Source organism: Pseudoalteromonas sp. SG41-1 (assembly GCF_014164575.1).
GTDB lineage: Bacteria > Pseudomonadota > Gammaproteobacteria > Enterobacterales > Alteromonadaceae > Pseudoalteromonas > Pseudoalteromonas rhizosphaerae.
The window spans coordinates 92,553-110,951 of the sequence record NZ_JACJFL010000002.1 but is presented as its reverse complement, the minus strand read 5'-3'; the positions used below and the strand labels follow the sequence as shown (position 1 = coordinate 110,951).

Annotated in this window: 11 protein-coding genes; 3 read left to right on the top strand and 8 right to left on the bottom strand. The window is 41.6% G+C overall.

Annotation, left to right across the window (positions count from 1 at the left end; genetic code table 11):
* Window positions 1-87: 87 nt before the first annotated feature.
* The 5 genes from H5203_RS02065 to H5203_RS02045 all read right to left on the bottom strand — a co-directional run bounded on the left by H5203_RS02065 (window position 88) and on the right by H5203_RS02045 (window position 8,660).
* The gene (locus H5203_RS02065) at window positions 88-702 is read right to left on the bottom strand and encodes a TetR/AcrR family transcriptional regulator (RefSeq protein WP_182739503.1); all 615 of its coding nucleotides are present in this window, start codon (window positions 700-702) and stop codon (window positions 88-90) included.
* A 137-nt stretch (window positions 703-839) separates the two neighbouring features.
* On the bottom strand, window positions 840-2,249 hold the full coding sequence (locus H5203_RS02060) for an efflux transporter outer membrane subunit (RefSeq protein ID WP_182733974.1): 1,410 nt from the start codon (window positions 2,247-2,249) through the stop codon (window positions 840-842).
* Window positions 2,249-5,380 (bottom strand): efflux RND transporter permease subunit, encoded by a 3,132-nt coding sequence (locus tag H5203_RS02055; RefSeq protein ID WP_182819289.1) that lies wholly within the window; start codon window positions 5,378-5,380, stop codon window positions 2,249-2,251. The genes H5203_RS02060 and H5203_RS02055 overlap by 1 nt, the downstream gene beginning before the upstream one ends.
* A gap of 12 nt (window positions 5,381-5,392) precedes the next feature.
* Complete coding sequence (locus H5203_RS02050) at window positions 5,393-6,550, bottom strand: efflux RND transporter periplasmic adaptor subunit (RefSeq protein ID WP_182730778.1); 1,158 nt, start codon at window positions 6,548-6,550, stop codon at window positions 5,393-5,395.
* A gap of 409 nt (window positions 6,551-6,959) precedes the next feature.
* Entirely contained in the window at window positions 6,960-8,660 is a 1,701-nt protein-coding gene (locus H5203_RS02045; RefSeq protein WP_182819288.1) for a cyanophycinase, read from the bottom strand.
* Window positions 8,661-8,999: 339 nt separating this feature from the next.
* Between H5203_RS02045 and H5203_RS02040 the strand changes: the two genes are divergently transcribed.
* The 3 genes from H5203_RS02040 (at window position 9,000) to iadA (ending at window position 14,679) form a co-directional block, all read left to right on the top strand.
* Window positions 9,000-11,930, top strand: coding sequence for a TonB-dependent receptor domain-containing protein (locus tag H5203_RS02040; RefSeq protein ID WP_182819287.1), 2,931 nt, complete (start codon window positions 9,000-9,002; stop codon window positions 11,928-11,930).
* Window positions 11,931-12,093: 163 nt separating this feature from the next.
* A complete protein-coding gene (gene yfcC, locus H5203_RS02035; RefSeq protein ID WP_182819286.1) occupies window positions 12,094-13,500 on the top strand; it encodes a putative basic amino acid antiporter YfcC in 1,407 nt (468 codons plus the stop codon).
* Between the two features lie 12 nt (window positions 13,501-13,512).
* Window positions 13,513-14,679: a beta-aspartyl-peptidase gene (gene iadA, locus H5203_RS02030; protein ID WP_182730782.1), complete on the top strand. Its 1,167-nt coding sequence runs from the start codon at window positions 13,513-13,515 to the stop codon at window positions 14,677-14,679.
* Window positions 14,680-14,705: 26 nt separating this feature from the next.
* Here iadA and H5203_RS02025 read toward each other — a convergent pair whose 3' ends face one another.
* The 3 genes from H5203_RS02025 to H5203_RS02015 all read right to left on the bottom strand — a co-directional run bounded on the left by H5203_RS02025 (window position 14,706) and on the right by H5203_RS02015 (window position 18,065).
* Window positions 14,706-16,004, bottom strand: a complete 1,299-nt coding sequence (locus H5203_RS02025; protein WP_182819285.1) for a hemolysin family protein — start codon at window positions 16,002-16,004, stop codon at window positions 14,706-14,708.
* 131 nt (window positions 16,005-16,135) lie between these two features.
* Window positions 16,136-16,828, bottom strand: coding sequence for an ABC transporter substrate-binding protein (locus H5203_RS02020; protein ID WP_182819284.1), 693 nt, complete (start codon window positions 16,826-16,828; stop codon window positions 16,136-16,138).
* 124 nt (window positions 16,829-16,952) lie between these two features.
* The gene (locus tag H5203_RS02015; protein ID WP_145234417.1) at window positions 16,953-18,065 is read right to left on the bottom strand and encodes an arginase family protein; all 1,113 of its coding nucleotides are present in this window, start codon (window positions 18,063-18,065) and stop codon (window positions 16,953-16,955) included.
* Between the last annotated feature and the right edge of the window lie 334 nt (window positions 18,066-18,399).

The following is an 18,399-nucleotide window of genomic DNA, read 5'->3' as shown; positions in this document are numbered from 1 at the left end:
AATTTAAGGTATTACGCTTTAAGCCCCAAAATAACGCAGCAAAGAGGATTAAACGACACCTCTTTGCGGTTAAGGGCTCGGCTCTAATTAGAACGGTACAAGCAACACCCGCATTGCCGGGCGAAGCGCTAATAATAGCGTGGCTTTATCAACATGTGGATTAAGCGTTTTACGTATGGTGATCCCATTTATCATTGCAAACATCACTTCGATACGGCTTTCAAGTTCAGTTGCACTAAGGTCTTTTATCAAACTGCGTTCACTCAATAAAAGATTTCGCATTTTCTCTCTGGCGTAACAATCAGACTTTCGCAACTGCTCTGCCACTTTATCGTTGCGCGCAGCTTCAGCGAACATCTCTAAATCCAGTGCACCTTGGTTTACATCAGTATGATGATCCACTGCGTGGTCTAAACCATCGAGTAGAATCGTTACTAAGTCACCAGGTTGATCTTCATACTCCTGAAAAATAGAGAACAGTTTTTCCATATCCTGTTCTATAATCGATTCAATGATCGCTTCTTTACTGGCAAAGTAATTGTAAATATGTCCTGCGCTCATCCCTGCGGTCTTTGAGATCTCGGCCATTCCTGCGCCATGATAGCCTTTTCGTCTAAAACAATCGGCCGCAGCACTAAGCACTTGCTCACGGCGTGCTTGCACAAGTGCAGGGTCGGTTTGTCTTTTAGATTTTTCTTTCATAGTAACTCCGAAAAGCGCTGCTTTTCTTTAACCTAATAATTATCACTAGCTTATATGCCCTTTGACATCAACTTTGTCAGTTGCCACAAAGAACTTAATAAACTAGTGATAAACTATACAGTGGTGCAGCCTAGCGGCTATTCACTCTGTTGAGCCGACCGTTGCCAACCGCCTCCAACCGCTTTATACAAACTAATTTGGCTCGTAATATAGGCTTTTTTACCGCTAATGAGTTGTTGCCCTGCACTGTACCAATTACGCTGTGCATCCAGCACTTGTAAATAGCTATCGGCGCCTTTTTCAAAGCGAGCTTCAGAGAGTGTAAACGACACTTGATTACTGTTATACAGATCTTCAAGCGCACTTAGCTGCTGCATATAGCCTTCCCTATCGGCAAGTGCATCAGAGACTTCTTTAAATGCCTGTTGAATCGTTTGTTCATAGGTTGTTAGCGCAATCTGTTGCTGAGTTTGCGCAACATCTAAGTTTGCTTGATTACGACCCATATTAAATATCGGTATCGTGATCGATGGCATAAAGCTCCAAGTGCCAGTGCCACTTGAAAACAAATTATCTAGATCACTCGACGCACTCCCGGCATTAGCCGTTAAGCTAATACTTGGAAAAAATGCCGCCTTTGCAACACCGATATTAGCGTTAGCAGCTAATAACTGAAACTCTGCTGCTTTAATATCAGGACGTTGTTCAAGTAACTCGGATGGTAAGCCTACAGGCACGGTCGGGAAATTTAGTACTTCATCTAAACTCTCAACAGGTAGCAACTGCGCTGAAACCGGCTGACCTACTAATAAATCAAGGGCATTTTTATCACGCTTTAACAAGCGCTGATAGTTAGCAATATCAACTTTTGCGGTGGCTACAGTGCTCTCAATTTGTGCCAACGTTAACTTTGATGCCGCGCCAAGTGCATAGCTTTTTTCGGTTAACGCCAGTGATGCCTGCTGACTTTTTAGGGTTTGCGTAGCAAGCGCTAACTGCTCTTTATCAGCAGCGTAATTTAGCCACGCACTTACCAACTCAGAAATTAAGCTAATTTTTACACTCGTTTGAGTTTGCTCTGACGCGTACAAAGTTTGCAGAGCTTGATCAGATTGATTACGAATTTTGCCCCATATATCGAGCTCATACGCGGTCATTCCCACGGTAGCTTTGTAGCTCTCGCTAATTTGTGCATTACCGGTTGACGTTAAGTCTCCCGGTAAGCGCTGACGCGTGCCCGACGCAGCAAAATCGATTGACGGATATAAGGCAGAGTCTTCGATTTGATAAAGCGCACGAACTTGCTGCACATTAAGTGCGGCAAGTTTAAGGTCTTTATTATGAACTAATGTTTGCTCAATCAAGTGTTGCAGTTTTTCATTCGCAAAAAACTGCTGCCATCTTAAATCAGCTGTATTACCTTGCTCACTCTGTATTGCGTAGCTATCAGGCACCGGCAACACGATATCTTCACGCGGAGGTGCCATTTGGCAAGCACTGAGCACAAATACGCTTAGACTCGCTAAGCTTAACGTTTTGAATGTCATTATGATTGCTCCTGTGACGTTGTTTTAGTTTTGCCTGAGAATGCTCTGCGAACTAAAACAAAAAATAAAGGTACAAAAATAACAACCAGTGACGAGGCGGCAAGTGTTCCACCAATAATTGAAATACCTAATGCATTTTGTGCACCTGAGCCTGCACTTGAGGCGATAGCTAACGGAAGCACACCACACACAAATGCCATTGAAGTCATTAAAATAGGACGTAAGCGAAGTCGCACAGCCGCAATGGCCGAGTCTACTACACTCAAGCCTTCATCCATTTTATGAATCGCAAACTCAACGATTAAAATGGCATTTTTTGACGCTAATCCTATGGTGGTTAATAAACCCACTTGTAAGTAAATATCGTTTGATAAATTACCCATAAAGGCGGCCATAATCGCACCAAAAATACCCAGTGGCACAATCATCATTACTGCAAATGGTACTGACCAACTTTCATAAAGCGCAGCTAAACATAAAAATACAAATAACAGTGATAATCCATATAACAACGGAGCTTGACCGCCACTTGATCGCTCTTGATATGAAATACCGGTCCATTCAGAAGCAATACCTTGTGGTAACTGCTTAACTAAACGCTCCATTTCATCCATGGCTTGGCCTGTACTGTAGCCTGGTGCTGCACTGCCTTGAATTTCCATTGCTGAAAAGCCGTTATACCGCTCCAAACGAGGCGAACCATAAGACCAGTAAGAACTAGCAAATGCTGAAAATGTCACCATATCGCCGTTTGTATTACGCACATACCATTTATTTAAGTCCTCAGGCACCATTCGCGCATCGGCTTGACCTTGCAGGTATACTTTTTTAACGCGACCACGGTCGATAAAGTCATTCACATAACTACTACCCCACGCCGTCGAAAGTGTACTATTAATATTATCTTGCGACACACCCAGCGCTTCTGCTTTTGCAAGGTCAATATCCAGCTGTAACTCAGGCATATCTTCTTGCCCATTAGGGCGAACGCCTGCAAGTATTGGACTTTGACTCGCCATACCTAATAACTGATTACGCGCTTTTAATAGCTCATCATGGCCTAAACCAACACGGTCTTGTAAAAACATATTAAAACCATTTGCGGTACCGAGTTCAACAATCGCTGGAGGTGGAAAAGCAAATACAAATGCCTCTTTAATCGTTGAAAAATACCCCATGCCTTTTCCTGCAACGGCTCCCACTGATAGGTCGTCACGTTGGCGCTCATCCCAGTGCTTTAAGCTAACAAAACCAATTGCTGAGTTTTGCCCAGAGCCTGCAAAACTAAAACCCGTTACCGTAAAAATTGAACTAACAGCTTCAGATTGATCTTCTAAATAGTGGTTTTCAACTTTTTTAACCACTTCAAGCGTTTGCTCTGTAGTAGAGCCTGCAGGAAGCATTACTTGGTTAAACAAAATACCTTGGTCTTCATCAGGTAAAAATGCAGTTGGTAAGCTTGAAAAAATAGCCACCATGCCAGCTACAATTAATGCATAGCTTAGTAAGTAACGCTTGGAATGTTTAATCATACGACCAACAAAACCTTGCGCACCTTTATTGGTTTTATCAAAACCACGATTAAAGCCTGAGAAAAAACGACCAATAATGCTACCATCAGTATGTACATGACTAGGCTTTAATAACGTAGCACACAGTGCGGGAGTTAAAATAAGCGCAACCAGTACCGACAGCCCCATCGCCGACACTAAGGTAATAGAGAACTGACGATAAATAACCCCAGTAGAGCCACTAAAGAATGCCATCGGAATAAATACAGCCGACAGCACCATAGCAATACCTACCAGTGCCCCTTTAATTTCATCCATCGATTTTCGCGTTGCTTCAACCGCAGAAAGCTTTTCTTCGGTCATTAAACGTTCAACGTTTTCTACAACAACAATCGCATCATCTACGAGTAAACCAATAGCCAATACCATCGCAAACATCGTGAGGGTATTAATTGAATACCCGAAAGTAAATAGAATACCAAACGTACCTAACAATACGACAGGTACCGCAATGGTTGGGATAATAGTTGCTCTGAAGTTTTGTAAAAATAAGTACATTACAACAAATACCAAAACAACCGCTTCTATTAGGGTGTGCACTACTTTTTCGATTGATAATGCAACAAAAGGAGTGGTGTCATAAGGAACAACCGCCTCTAAGCCCTGTGGAAAAAATGGTTTAAGTTCTTCAAGTGCATCTTTTACACCTTGCGCTGTATCCAAGGCGTTCGCTCCACTGGCTAGCTTCACGCCTAAACCAGATGCTGGTTTGCCGTTGAAGCGCGCAACCACACCGTAGTTTTCACCACCAAGCTCTACTTTTGCGACATCGACTAAGCGAACTACAGAGCCATCACTGTTAGTTTTAACTAAAATATCTTCAAACTGCTTAGGTGTTTGTAATCGACTTTGCGCGGTAACGGTCGCATTAAGCTGTTGACCTGCTATCGCCGGCATTCCACCAAGTTGACCTGCAGATACCTGTGCATTTTGCGCTTTTATCGCCGCAGATATATCCGCTGGTGTTAGTTTATAGCTTTGTAACTTAGCCGGATCGAGCCAAATACGCATTGCATATTGAGAGCCAAACAATTGTACTTCGCCCACCCCATCAACACGCGCTACAATATCTTGCACGTTTGATGACACATAATCACCGATGTCAATATTGGTCATACTTCCATCTTGCGACACAAAACCCACTACCAGTAAAAAGCTAGATGATGACTTAGCAACAACAACACCTTGGCGTTGTACTTCTTCAGGTAACAACGGCGTAGCTGTTGCTAGCTTATTTTGTACTTGTACTTGTGCAATATCAGGGTCAGTTTCTGCATCAAACGTCAGTGTCAGTGTTGCTGTACCACTGGATTCAGAAGTTGATGACATATACAACAAGCCATCTAAACCTTTCATTTTTTGTTCAATAACTTGGGTTACTGAATCTTCAAGTGTGCGTGCTGACGCACCAGGATAACTTGCGCTAATAGTAATGGCTGGCGGCGCAATTGAAGGATACTGCGCTACAGGCAAGCTCCTTATTGCAAGTATTCCAGCCAACATAACAACAATGGCCAGAACCCATGCAAAAATTGGCCTATCGATAAAAAATCTCGACATTAAAATACTCCGTTATTGAGTTTTAGTAGCTGACTCGGCAGGCACTGCATTAACAGGTGCGCCCGGTGCTATTTTTTGTAAACCTTCAACAATTAGTTGATCGCCGTCGTTCAAGCCACTTGTCACTAACCAGTTAGCACCTACTGTACGGTCAGTTTTTAATACTCGCGCTTCAACAGTATTATCTTTACTCACCACCATCGCTGTAGGCTCACCTTTGCTATTACGACTAACACCGCGTTGCGGCACTAAAATAGCATTAGACTTAACACCTTCAACAACCACAGCTCTGACGTACATACCTGGTAATAGTAGCTTTTCAGGGTTTGGAAATTTGGCGCGTAACGTTACTGAGCCAGTACCTGGATCTACAGTTACTTCAGAAAACTGCAAAGTGCCAGTGTGCGGATACACAGAGCCATCTTCCATAGTGAGTTCAACCTTTGATTGCGCAGTAAGATCTTTATCAAGCTCACCATTAGCAATCGCTTTTTTCAAACGAGTCAACTCACTACTTGACTGGGTAAGGTCAATATAAATTGGGTCAAGCTGAGTGACGGTTGCTAATACGGTTGCTTGATTAGCACTTACCAAAGCACCTACGGTCACGTTCGATTTGCCAATTTGACCACTAATAGGTGATGAAACCTTACTATAGTTAAGATTGATCTGTGCGGTTTTAAGCTGCGCTTGAGCTGTTAATAAATCAGCCTGCGCGCCTTTATAACTTGCGTCTGCTTCATCAAAATCTTGTTGACTGACTGCTTTTATTGCTAGTAACTCAGCATAACGATCTGATTTAGCTTTTGCATTAGCAATGCTTGCTTGTGCCTTACTAATAGCAGCTTTACTACTTGCTACTTGCGCATCGAATGTAGCTGGGTCGATTTGATATAAAGCCTGACCTTTTTTGACTTCAGCACCTTGAGTGAATAAACGTGATTGAATGATACCGCTTACCTGAGGACGAATTTGCGCCACTTGAGACGCAGTTACTCGCCCCGGAAGCTCCTTAGTAAGTGTTAATGGTTGGCTTTTTAATGTAATTACGCCAACAGGAGCTGGCTGCGCAGCAGGCGCATTCGCCTGCTGAGTTTGATCGCAACCGGATAAAGCAACTGCACTTGCCAAAGCGGTGACAGTAAAAAGAACGACGCGAGAACGCTGCATGTTAACTACCCTTAATTTAGAATGAACGATCATTCTAAATTAAATTATTACATTTTCCAATGTTAATTGAGAATTATTTTTAAAAGATCTAAGAGCATGTAAAGTGATGTAAAAAGACTTGACGGTGAGCTAAAAAACAGAACAACTCGATTGCTAATTGCAGGTACAAAAAGAGTTAATTTTATCTTTAATGAGCATAACAATGCAGCTGCAGTAAATATTAAAAATAGTCATTTTGTACGTCTGGAACGAAAAGCGACACAGCAAGCAGATGTTCAATCATCGGTTGTGAGATTTGAGGGGAAATGGGTAGCTAATATATCCAAATTGGTGTTGTTGACAATTTAACACATTACTTTGTCATTTAAAGAAGAGCTACTGTGAGTAACAGTAGCTCTACATCAAAGCATCATTGAATCGTCGTAATATTAACGCTAAGTCGTTCAATTGCACAGCCATAACTACTTGGACTTATTCTCTGATACTGGGTATTTTTGCTGGCATTTAAAGTCACTATAAACTCATCTTGCTGACCTACCGCTGACTGCTCATTAGTTAAACACATTGCCTGAGTAAGCGAGCGCAATTTAGCATCGGTGAGTATGTTATTGAAACGCTGCATTGGCAAAGGTGGTATTTTGATTGCAGGCAAAGCACTGTCTATAGTACGTTGGCTTAATTGGTACCCTTGGGGTGTTACATCTATAATTGCACCAGCTGGCCAAAATGAATAATCAAAACTGTATTTATCTTTGCCCTTATTTAAATGCACTACCCCATGCTTACCTAACACTGTCACAATCGTACTCAGTTGTGATTTTATGATCACCAAGGCTGTCGTTTCATCAACACCAAAGCCATACTGTTGTCCTGTTTTTGCAAGCAATGTCGCTAAACGCACAGTGCGATTTCGCTCACTAAAATGGGTGTCAACTATACCTGCACTAAAGCTGCCCAGCCCACCATTAGTTTGATAGGTTAATGTATCTGCGCTTAGCCCTTGATTACAATCATCTTCACAACGTTCACTCGGTGCAGAAACTGCGTGCGCACCATCGCGCAATGCAGCTAAACTAGTGCCATTAGTGATCATCGCAACACTACCAAACTGGTTACTGCCACCACTTTGAATGGCTGTGCCTGCACTTGTACCTACCAATAGCGGACGTGAACGTATAGCATCGGTCCATGGATAAGGCTTGCCCGTACCATCAAATAACACTTTTCGAGTTAAACTTTGATCGCCACCATTGAGCATAATACCTGTTGCAGATTCGATTTTTGCAACTAAATTATCAACACCCGCGTCGCATAATTGTTGCTCTGCTTGAATACGATCAGGATAGATTTTGCGGCGATTAAACACCTGCATGTTTTGCTGGCGAAATTGCGCTAGCTTTTCACATTGCCCAGTTGTGATTGCTTGCGCTAACGCCGGGGTTAATGCCAGCCATGAACTTTTAATACGATCAAAATCCAGTAAGCCTTCGTAAAAGTCAGCCGATTCATAAGGGTCGCGACTCGATGCTGTGATAGCTAATAAGCTCGGCTGTTTACTATTTACTTTAGCTGTTGCAGAAATAAAATTAACTATATCATTAGCAGCCGGCTCATTATTTTGTTTACTTTGCACCGTTTCTTTTATGCGCTGGCCTTTAGCATCAACAACCGCCACTTCCAGCATATCAGTGACAAAGTTATATTCTCGATCAGTTAAATTATTGAGCGAGCGGCTATCTAAATCCCGCCAAGCCCATAGCAAAGACCCTTTATCGATAAGATTAGGCTGTTGCTTGGCAATTTTTGATAAAACCCGCAAGGTTTCATTGCGGTTATTAGTACTATCATCAGGCCATTGGCTTTTTATTTCTTTTAGTGCTTTGCCCGTCAATTGAAATTGATTCGCTTTTTTTCCTATTAATGATGTTTTTTCAATGCAATTTTTAGGACTTAAACTTGAACAAGTCGTTAATGCGCCACCAATCAACAGCAAGGTTTGCTCAGTTTGATTTGCAGATATATTCGCCGAAAAAGCGGTCATTACCAGTGTAAAAGCAGCAAAAAAACCACATTTAGGGCTCTTTGCAAGATGTTCCCGAAAGTTTTCCATAATGTTATACTCATGTAAAAAATGATAAAAAATAGCTTGCAGTAAAACTTTATGCTTGCTATAAAAATAAGGAACTTTTAAATCGCGAGTAAGCTAGCACCCAAATACTAGCTTTGTCAAAAACCTTTTGGATTGGAATTATGTTTAAAAACGCAACATCGCTGTGTACATATTTCTACTCTCCTCACTACCTTTCGGAGTGGTTTGACGAGTAGCCACTGCCTCACATTCTCTGTGAGGGGCTAACTGTGTCTATCGATCACGGCCCTGTCTAAATAATCAAAAAATAAGCACTGTACAGTACACCTGTGCTTAAAATAAAGACAAAGGTAAACCAATATGTTTCGTCAATTAACAATTGCAACGGCAATAAGCGCAGTGCTTTGCCCAACTTTTTTGTATGCGCAAGAAAACACTAAAGCTGAAAACATTGAACGAGTAGAAGTCACCGGATCACGTTTAAAAGGCGTCGATCTTGAAGGAACGATTCCACTAACGGTATTAGACCAAGATGCCATCAAACGCTCTGGCGCCAACACGATTCACGAATTACTAAAGGATTTATCCGTGTTCAAAGGTGGTAGCGGCACTTTTTCCACTTCAGAAAGCGGTGGCACGTCCACCTCAACACCTGCGGGACAATCTGCGGCAAGCCTACGTGGCATGGGCCCATCAGCCACATTAACACTGATTAATGGTCGTCGTGTTGCGCCCAGTTCATTTGCCGCTGGCACGGAAAACTTTGTCGATGTGAACTCAATTCCACTTGCAGCTATCGAGCGTATTGATATTCTTGCAACCGGTGCATCAGCGGTTTACGGTGCAGATGCCGTAGCAGGTGTAATTAACTATATTTTAAAAGATGACTTTGAAGGCGCTGAAGTAAACGCATCCTACGCAAATAGCTTTAACAGCCATGACGAAGGTAAAAAACAGCTTAACCTAGTATACGGTACAAACATTGGTGAGAGTAACTTAACGGTTTTTGCCGATATTTTTGACCGTAACGCATTTAAAGCAACCGATCGAGATTTCACTGCATCATCACCACTGGTGAATAGTTATTCGTACTTACCAAAACTTGAAAACGCGCCAAATATTTATTATTACAGCTCGCGTGATGGGAATGAATTGCCATCGCCAAATTGCCAGACTGAATTAGTTACAACTGAACTTGGTGAACAGATTTGTGCCTATTACCCAAATCAAGACGATTATCTGGATACGCCATTTGAGAGTCTATCGACTGGCTTTATGTTCAATAGCAGCTTAGGCGGTCTTGATTGGCATACTGACTTTTTCTATAGCCAAACAAAGGCAAAAGCGTACTCGTCACCCTCACCGATTAATCAAATAAATGATGAAGATGGCCCTTTCATTTTAGAAGATGCGCTGTTCATTTATGATAATGCAGATGGCAGTAATGATTTGATGGATCAAGTGTTTATTGACCCATTTGAATTTGATACGCAAGCTGGCCGCGAAGTTTACGGCTTTGGCTTTGATGCACGTTTTAATGCCCCACGTACTGTCGAAGTAGAAACTAAAAACTTCCGCTTAGTGAGTAGCCTTGCAGGTGACGTTGGTGACTGGAGCTGGGAGTCAGGCGTGACCTTTTCTCGCTCAAGCTCTGAGCAAGAAGCCATTGATGGTGTTTACAATCGTTATCAATTTCATGCAGCCATTACCGGTGAGCTATGCTCAGACGGCACCCTTGCAAACTATGATGGCACCAACCTTAACTGTGCATCTGGCGATTTACTGCCATTTTACAATCCATTTGTGCAAGGCGATGCCGCCAACGATGCGGTTTTAGCAACGGCAAAGGCACGTCCAACCCGCAGTGGCGAAAGCACCGTATACGGCTGGGATGCAAACTTTAACGGTGAGCTGTTCACCTTTAATGATTTACCCGCTTATGCATCATTTGGAGTTGAAGCCCGTCGCGAAGAATTGACCGATACTCCATCACTTGACTCACAAGCACGCCCTGAAAACGGCTACTTAGTGGATGTATTTGGTTTTGGCTCGAGCTTATCAGCGGCTGATCGCACTCAATACGCGGCGTTCGCAGAAATAAGTGTATCATTGACCGATCAAGTTGAGCTACAGGCGGCAGGACGTTACGATCATTATGACGATTTTGGCGGCACCTTTAATCCAAAAATAGGCTTAAGCTATCGTCCTACCGACTCGTTAGTGTTACGTGGCTCATGGTCTACGTCATTCCGTGCCCCTTCACTTACCCAAGCTGGTGTTAAATTAAGAACCACTCAATCAACCTTCGATTGCGGTGCTAACCAAGCAGTATCTGATCTTTATTGTATGGGCCAAGGAACAGAGGTAAGTGTTAACTCACTCGAGCTTGGAAATAAAAATCTTAAAGCAGAAGAATCAGAAGCTATTAGTGTTGGTTTTGCTTGGAGCCCAAGCGCTGATACTAACCTAACCGTTGATTACTGGCAGTTTGATCACGAAGAAGTGATTGATACAAATATGACTGCGGTACTCGATCGTGCCATTACTGATGCATCACTGCGCCATTGCGGTATTGTCCCAGAAGGTCAACAAGGTATTTCTTACGATAATAGGTTATGTGGTGTCTATGACAATAGTGGTTTAAGTATCGAGCAAGATGGTGCCAATCTAAATGAAATTTTAGATAACTATATTACCGAGTTTAACCCACGTGATGATGAGCTATTTTTACCATTATTTCGTGACCATGTTATCCCACTTGAAAATACCGGCACACAAACATTAGCAGGGATTGATATTAAGTTTGATCACCGTTTTAGGCTTTCAGGTGGCGATTTAACTTTTGCATTTGATGGCACGCACTATCTTGAATTTGAGCGCAGTAAACCAGGGTCTGATGCAATTGAAAAGTTAGTTGGCACGTATCGCTACCCTGAAAACATCGGTCGCATGTCAATCGATTGGGAAGCTCAAAGCTACTACCTAAACCTTGGCGCAAATTACACCAGCAGCTATGATGATGACATTGAAGGACTTCGAGGCCGTGAAATTGATGAACTGGAAAGTTTAGGTAAACTTGACTCACAAGGTAATCATCAAGTTGACGATTGGCTCGTATGGGATTTATCTGCAGGTTACTACGTAAATAAAGCCCTTACCTTAAGAGCGCGCATTGATAATATTTTTGACAAAGAGCCGCCACAGCTATACGGCTCAAGTCGTGGTTTTGATTCTATAAACCATAATGCTTATGGCGCGCGTTATACATTTAGTGTCAGCTATCGTTTCTAAAAATTATACGCGCAGCACTAGTCGCTGTGCGTAACACCATCCAAATTGTACTAAGTGGCTTTGCTTTGTAGAGTAAGGTCACTTATTCAAATAAACTTCGTGTTAAAATAAGCAGGTGTGCGGCTTAGTCTAAGCAACCTATTTCTTTGCGAAAAGTGAAATTATGAAAAACAAACAATTTACTATGCCTGATGCAAGTATCATCTTGTTATCAGTTGCATTAATTGCCTACTTGGCAACCTTGTTTATTACTCCTGGGATGTTTAACGCCCAAAAAGATAGCCACAGTGTTGAACTTTCTCAATACCAAACAGTGGCTGTAAGCGAGCAAACGCCGCTGTTTGCTGAAGGCGGTGAAATTGGCCTGGCAAATGTGTTGTTTGAAGGTTTAGTATCGGGTGACAAGTACGGCGCAACCATCGGTGTCATGGCATTTATATTAATTACCGGCGGCGCATTCGGTATCATTATGAAAACAGGCGCAATTAATAACGGTATTATGGCGCTTATCAATAAAACTCAGCGAGTTGAATGGCTGTTTCTACCATTATTATTTGTGTTATTTTCGTTAGGTGGCGCAGTATTTGGTATGGGCGAAGAAGCCATTGCTTTTTGTATTGTCTTACTACCGATCATGAAACAGCTCGGCTATGATGCCAAAGTAACGGTTTTAACTACTTATGTTGCCACACAAATTGGCTTTGCAACGTCTTGGATGAATCCTTTTAGTATTGCAATTGCACAATCTATTGCTGAAATACCAATTTTTTCTGGTGCTGGCTTTAGAATGATCGCATGGGTTGTGTTTACACTGTTTGGTTTATTTTTTACTATACGTTATGCCAACTCGATCAGAACCATTAACACCGCGCAAAGCGACTCCCATACTGATATAAAATTAGATACCGCCGATAAACTTATCTTGATTACTTTTATAGCGGGTATTACTTGGGTTGTGTGGGGTGTGATGGCGCGCCAATACTATATTCCAGAGCTCGCAGCACAGTTTTTTTGTATTGGTGTGCTCAGTGCTTTTATCGCCAGTATTTTTAATAAACAAACAGCCAACCAAAGTGCAGATGCATTTAAACATGGCGCACAAGAATTGTTGCCCGCAGCTATGTTAGTCGCTCTTGCCAAAGGGGTGGTATTATTACTTGGCGGCAGTGATTTAAATGCACCGTCAACCTTAAATACATTACTTTATCATAGTGCTAGTAGTATCGCTGCGGTACCAGACTTTGTTGCGGCATGGGGAATGTTATTATTTCAAAGTGTGTTTAACTTTTTTGTTTCTTCAGGGTCCGGCCAAGCCGCTATCACTATGCCACTGATGTCTCCATTAGGCGATTTACTCAATGTCTCACGACAAATTGTGGTATTAGCTTTTCAGTTTGGCGATGGCTTAACGAATATATTCATTCCAACCTCAGCCAGCTTGATCGGTTGCTTAGGTATTGTAAAGCTTGATTGGAGCGAATGGGCAGCCTTTATTTGGCGTTTCACTTTAGCATTATTTACTTTAGCAAGCGGCTTCATATTTCTTGCTTATTTTATCAATTATCAATAAAAAGACTTCACTATGTTGACATTAATTCGAGGTGCAAACCTTTATACTCCAAGCCCTCAAGGGCAGATGGATGTACTCATCGCTGGTTCTAAAGTGATTGATTTTCGAACCGAGATCAAACTAGAAAGTAATACCGAAGTAAAGATTATCGATGGCCGAGGAAACATTCTAGTACCAGGCTTTGTTGACTCTCTGGTCCATATTACAGGCGGTGGCGGCGAAGCAGGTTTTACTAGTCGAACGCCAGAAATGAACTTAACTGATGCCACCTTAGCAGGTATTACAACCGTTATTGCAGCGCTGGGCACTGACTCAAGCAGTCGCACACTAACCAACTTAGTTGCTAAAGCGAAAGGCTTAAAAGAGCTTGGTCTTAATGTATTTTGCCATACTGGCTCTTATCACTTACCCGCTAAAACACTGACGGGTAGTATTACAAATGACCTAATGTATATTGACGAGTTTATTGGCGTAGGCGAAGTGGCGATTTCAGATCACCGAAGCAGCCAACCCACCGTTCAACAACTCGCAGAGCTGGCAGCAGAAGCAAAAGTCGCCGGCATGCTAAGCGCAAAAAAAGGCACCGTGAGCATTCATGTCGGCCCCGTTAATAGTCACTTAGCGATTCTGCATGAGGTTGATAAAAATACTGATATTTCATTGAGTCAGTTTTATCCAACACACATGAATAGAAATAAAGCGCTGCTTGACGCTGGGATTTTATTTTGTGAAGCCGGCGGTACAATTGATTTTACCACCAGCACAACTGAGTATGATCTTGCCCATGGCGAATATGCTGCCGCGCAAGCGTTAGCTTACTGTTTAACACACAATGTTAAGCCAACACAATTGACTATGAGTTCAGATGGCCATGCCAGCCTGCCAATATTTGACGAGCAATTTAATTTACTCGGGCTTGAAATTGGTAAAGAAGCATCTCTGTTAGGTGCTTTTCAACAAGCTATACGTCAATATGAGGTGAGTATAGAGCACGCATTAATGGCCATAACCACTAATCCCGCTAATGTACTGGGGATTAAAAAAGGCACTATTAGCAAAGGCTCAGACGCCGACTTAGTTTTACTTGATAGCAACACTTTAGCGCCACAACATGTATGGAGTAATGGCATTCATATGGTTGAGCACGGCTTTGCAATAATAAAAGGCGCTTTTGAATAAATAATGAGGCGCATAGCGCCTCACGTTTATTGTAAGGCTGGTTCTACCGGTAGTATTTTAGACACCAATAACTGTTCAACTCGGATCCCTTCAACATCCACAACTTCAAATTTAAAACCTGCGTATTGAATATATTCTGCTCGTTTAGGAATTCGCTTCATGGTATAAATTAAAAATCCGGCAACAGTTTCATAATGCATTTGATCTGGAAATTCATCCACACCGAGTACTTTTGCCAACTCAACGGCTGGGGTTAAACCATCAACTAACCATGAATTTTCATCACGTGCGATAATTAATTCATCACCATTATGGGTGATCAAATCTCCCATAAAGCCTTTCATCAGATCTTTAACTGTCACAATTCCCACGACAAGTGCGTATTCATTTACCACCACAGCGAAGGGTTTTGCTGCGCCTTTAAAGGCATTTAATGCCTCTGACAAACTCAGTGTTTCTGGTAGATAAAAAATCTCTTTTTCGAGCATTTCGTCGTTAATATTCGCTGCATCGCCTTTGAGCACTTGGCGAAGAATATCTTTTGATTCAACTGAGCCAATTAATTTATCTAAATTGCCATTGCATACCAAAAAATGATTATGTGGATGATCAATGATTTTGCCCGAAATACCATCGCTGGCTTCGTTAATATCAAAGTAGACTATTTGATCTCTAGGTGACATTACACTCGATAAAAAGCGCGCTTCTAAATCAAATACATTACCAATTAAATCATATTCTTGTTGTTGTAAGCTACCATATTCTGCGCCTGCATCCATCATTGCGACTATGTCTTCGGTAGTTACAATGTCTTCACGCTCTGCCGGCACATTGAATAAGCGTAAAACAATATTAGTTACACCATTAAAAAACAATACCAACGGTGTTAATGCATACGTTACCCAACGCATAATCGTGACTACGCGAACCGCAACAGCCTCTGGCAGGATCATAGCTAAGCGTTTTGGTAATAAATCAGCAAATAAAATAAACAATGAAGTAATTGTCAAAAACGACAGTAAAAAGCTAATTTGCGCAAGTAACGGTCCTTGATAAAACAACACAAGTACACTTTCAACATAAGGTGAAAGCGCTTGTTCGCCCACTATACCGCCTAAAATAGCAATTGCATTAAGGGCAATTTGGATCATGGCAAAAAAAGCACCGGGTTGCTCTTGCAGCTTTAATACTGCAGCCGCTTTAGCATTGCCTTCGTCCGCCATGACTCTTAATTTAATTTTACGTGATGCTGCGATGGCGATTTCCGACATAGCAAATAACGCACTGATCAAGATTAATAAACCAATCCCGATTAAGTCACCCATTTATAACTCCAAAAATAAGCGCTTTTATAAGCAAAAGCAGCTGGATTATAACCCCTTTTAAAGGTTGGGCAATTTAAATTTAATTAATATTAAAAGTAATTAAATATCAGTACATTACCAACAATAAAAGCTTAATGGCACGCGTTGAATGCGTTGCTGAGTTTGGTTTGAGTTGGCTTATCTAGCGCTTTGTTACAAGCAAAATACAGTGCTGGTTGCGTGATCTTGAGTCTTAAAATTGGTGTTAACTTGTCAGTAACCTGCCTTTTAGACTGTTCAAATTTAACGCGTTGTTCAGGTAATACGACGATATCGATAGTGCTTTGACGGCTTTGAACTATTTTAAAAATATTATCAAAACTATTCATCAGCATTAGATTTACACCTTCTTCAAAGCCCTGTGATAATAAAAAGTGATGGCTGTAATTATCTTTTAATACCGCAATTCGGTATTGCTTTGCTTGCTCTAGGGAATCGATAACGATGCTTTTCGAATTCAAAGCATAAAGATAAGTGTTCAACTGTGCTAATTCTGCAATCCAAATAAATTGCTTTTCACGAGAAGTTGAGCGCGCCATAGAAAAAATGCACGTTTGCGGATCGCGCAGTACCATATTAAATGCAGTACTCCAACTATGCACTGAAATTGTATAATCGAGTGTTGAAGAAGCTAACACCATTTGAACTTTATCAGCGATATAGCCAACAAGCTGTTCATTTTCATCAATATATTGAGCAGGCGGAAAGTTTTCTGTAACTATGTTTAATTTAGCTACAGTTTGACTACTTAAGATTATTAATAAAAAATAACACCACTTAGCCACTCTTACCCCACCGATTATTATTTTAAGCCTCTCTTGATGTAAATTAAATATAACGGCAAATAGCTGATTTGTGAATTAAAAAAGCAGCATGCCTCAGCATGCTGCTTATATTAACTGTTATTGACTATGCGCGGTTCATGGCATTAATTAAAAATGCTGAAATTTTTGCACCTTCTCTAAGCGTTGTATCTGAACTCGATTGACCAATCAGTGAACTGTCAGTAAATGGGGCAATTTCCATCATATCAGCGCCAGTGATCGGAAATTCATCAGCCAAAGCAACTAAGATATCCAAAGCATGCTGCGGCGTTAAACCGTTCCCTTCGGGTGTGCCTGTTGCTGATGCAAACTCTTCATCGAGGGCGTCAATATCAAAGCTGACGTAGAGTTCATCAACATTATCAGCTTTAAGCTGAGCAATTACTTCTGCGGCAATTGCCGGCGCGCCTCGTTCGATGATCTCATGGGCCCAATGTTGTTTAACGCCAAAGGTAGATTCCCAGTGTTCTTTTGGCTTACCGCTTGAACGAATACCAAATTGGATCAGATGATGTGGTGCAGGTAAAAACTCTAAAATATGCGTGCACCACGAGCCAAAACATAAATCGATACCTAAACGCTCAACGAGTAAATCGGTATGCGCATCAAAGTGAATAATCGCAGTGCGTTTACCTTGCGCACGCTTTGCCTTCAAATACGCTTTAGTTAACGGGTAACTAATTGAATGATCACCACCAATACCAAAAATGCCTTTATCAGTAAACGTTGCATAAAAGCTATCGCATACATCTTCAGTGATAGACAACGGGCTGACATAATACTCACTGCTTGGATTATCATATAATGCCTGTTGGCAATTACTGATAGTCGCGTCGTTTAAATATTTATCATGCAATAAATGTGGAATAACCCTTACATCACCTAAATCAAACGACTTTGCCTGAGGCTGCTGATCAATCAATGCTGAACGTAAAAACAACGGCCCCCAGTTGGCGCCGCGTAAAATGCCACCACCACAGTCAGAGCTAATGCCTAAAGTCACCGCTTTATGCTCACTTTGACTAAGTGTATCGAGTGATGCACGCCATAGCGTATCGACATTATCTTCTTGTCCATACAGTTTCATACGCAGCGCCGCTTTACGTTCTTTTGCAGTATTAACCGTAAAAACGCCATCGCCCGGCGGACATAAACAGTGCTCAACTTTACTTTTAAATGTGTGCCATTGTGTGCTCATTGCAATTCCTTACTGTGTGCTTTTGCGTAGTTATGCAAAAGAGCGTTGTTGAAAATAAAATTAATAAAAGATTCACGCGCCGATTTTCACTCGCAATTTTATTACTCTCGCCGCTTTAGCTACATTTTAAATAACTATATAAATCTCTATAATAACAATTGGTTATACTTATTCGTCCAACAACGTATAAACTAAAATAGAGTGCCTAGTAGGATTGATATAGTGTCTATGAATACAAGTCAACTACCGGCGATGACACAAATTAAAGTCAGTTGCTTGAATATTCAAAGAGGATGAATAAATTTGATAACGGACATCCGTCCTGTACAAGGCA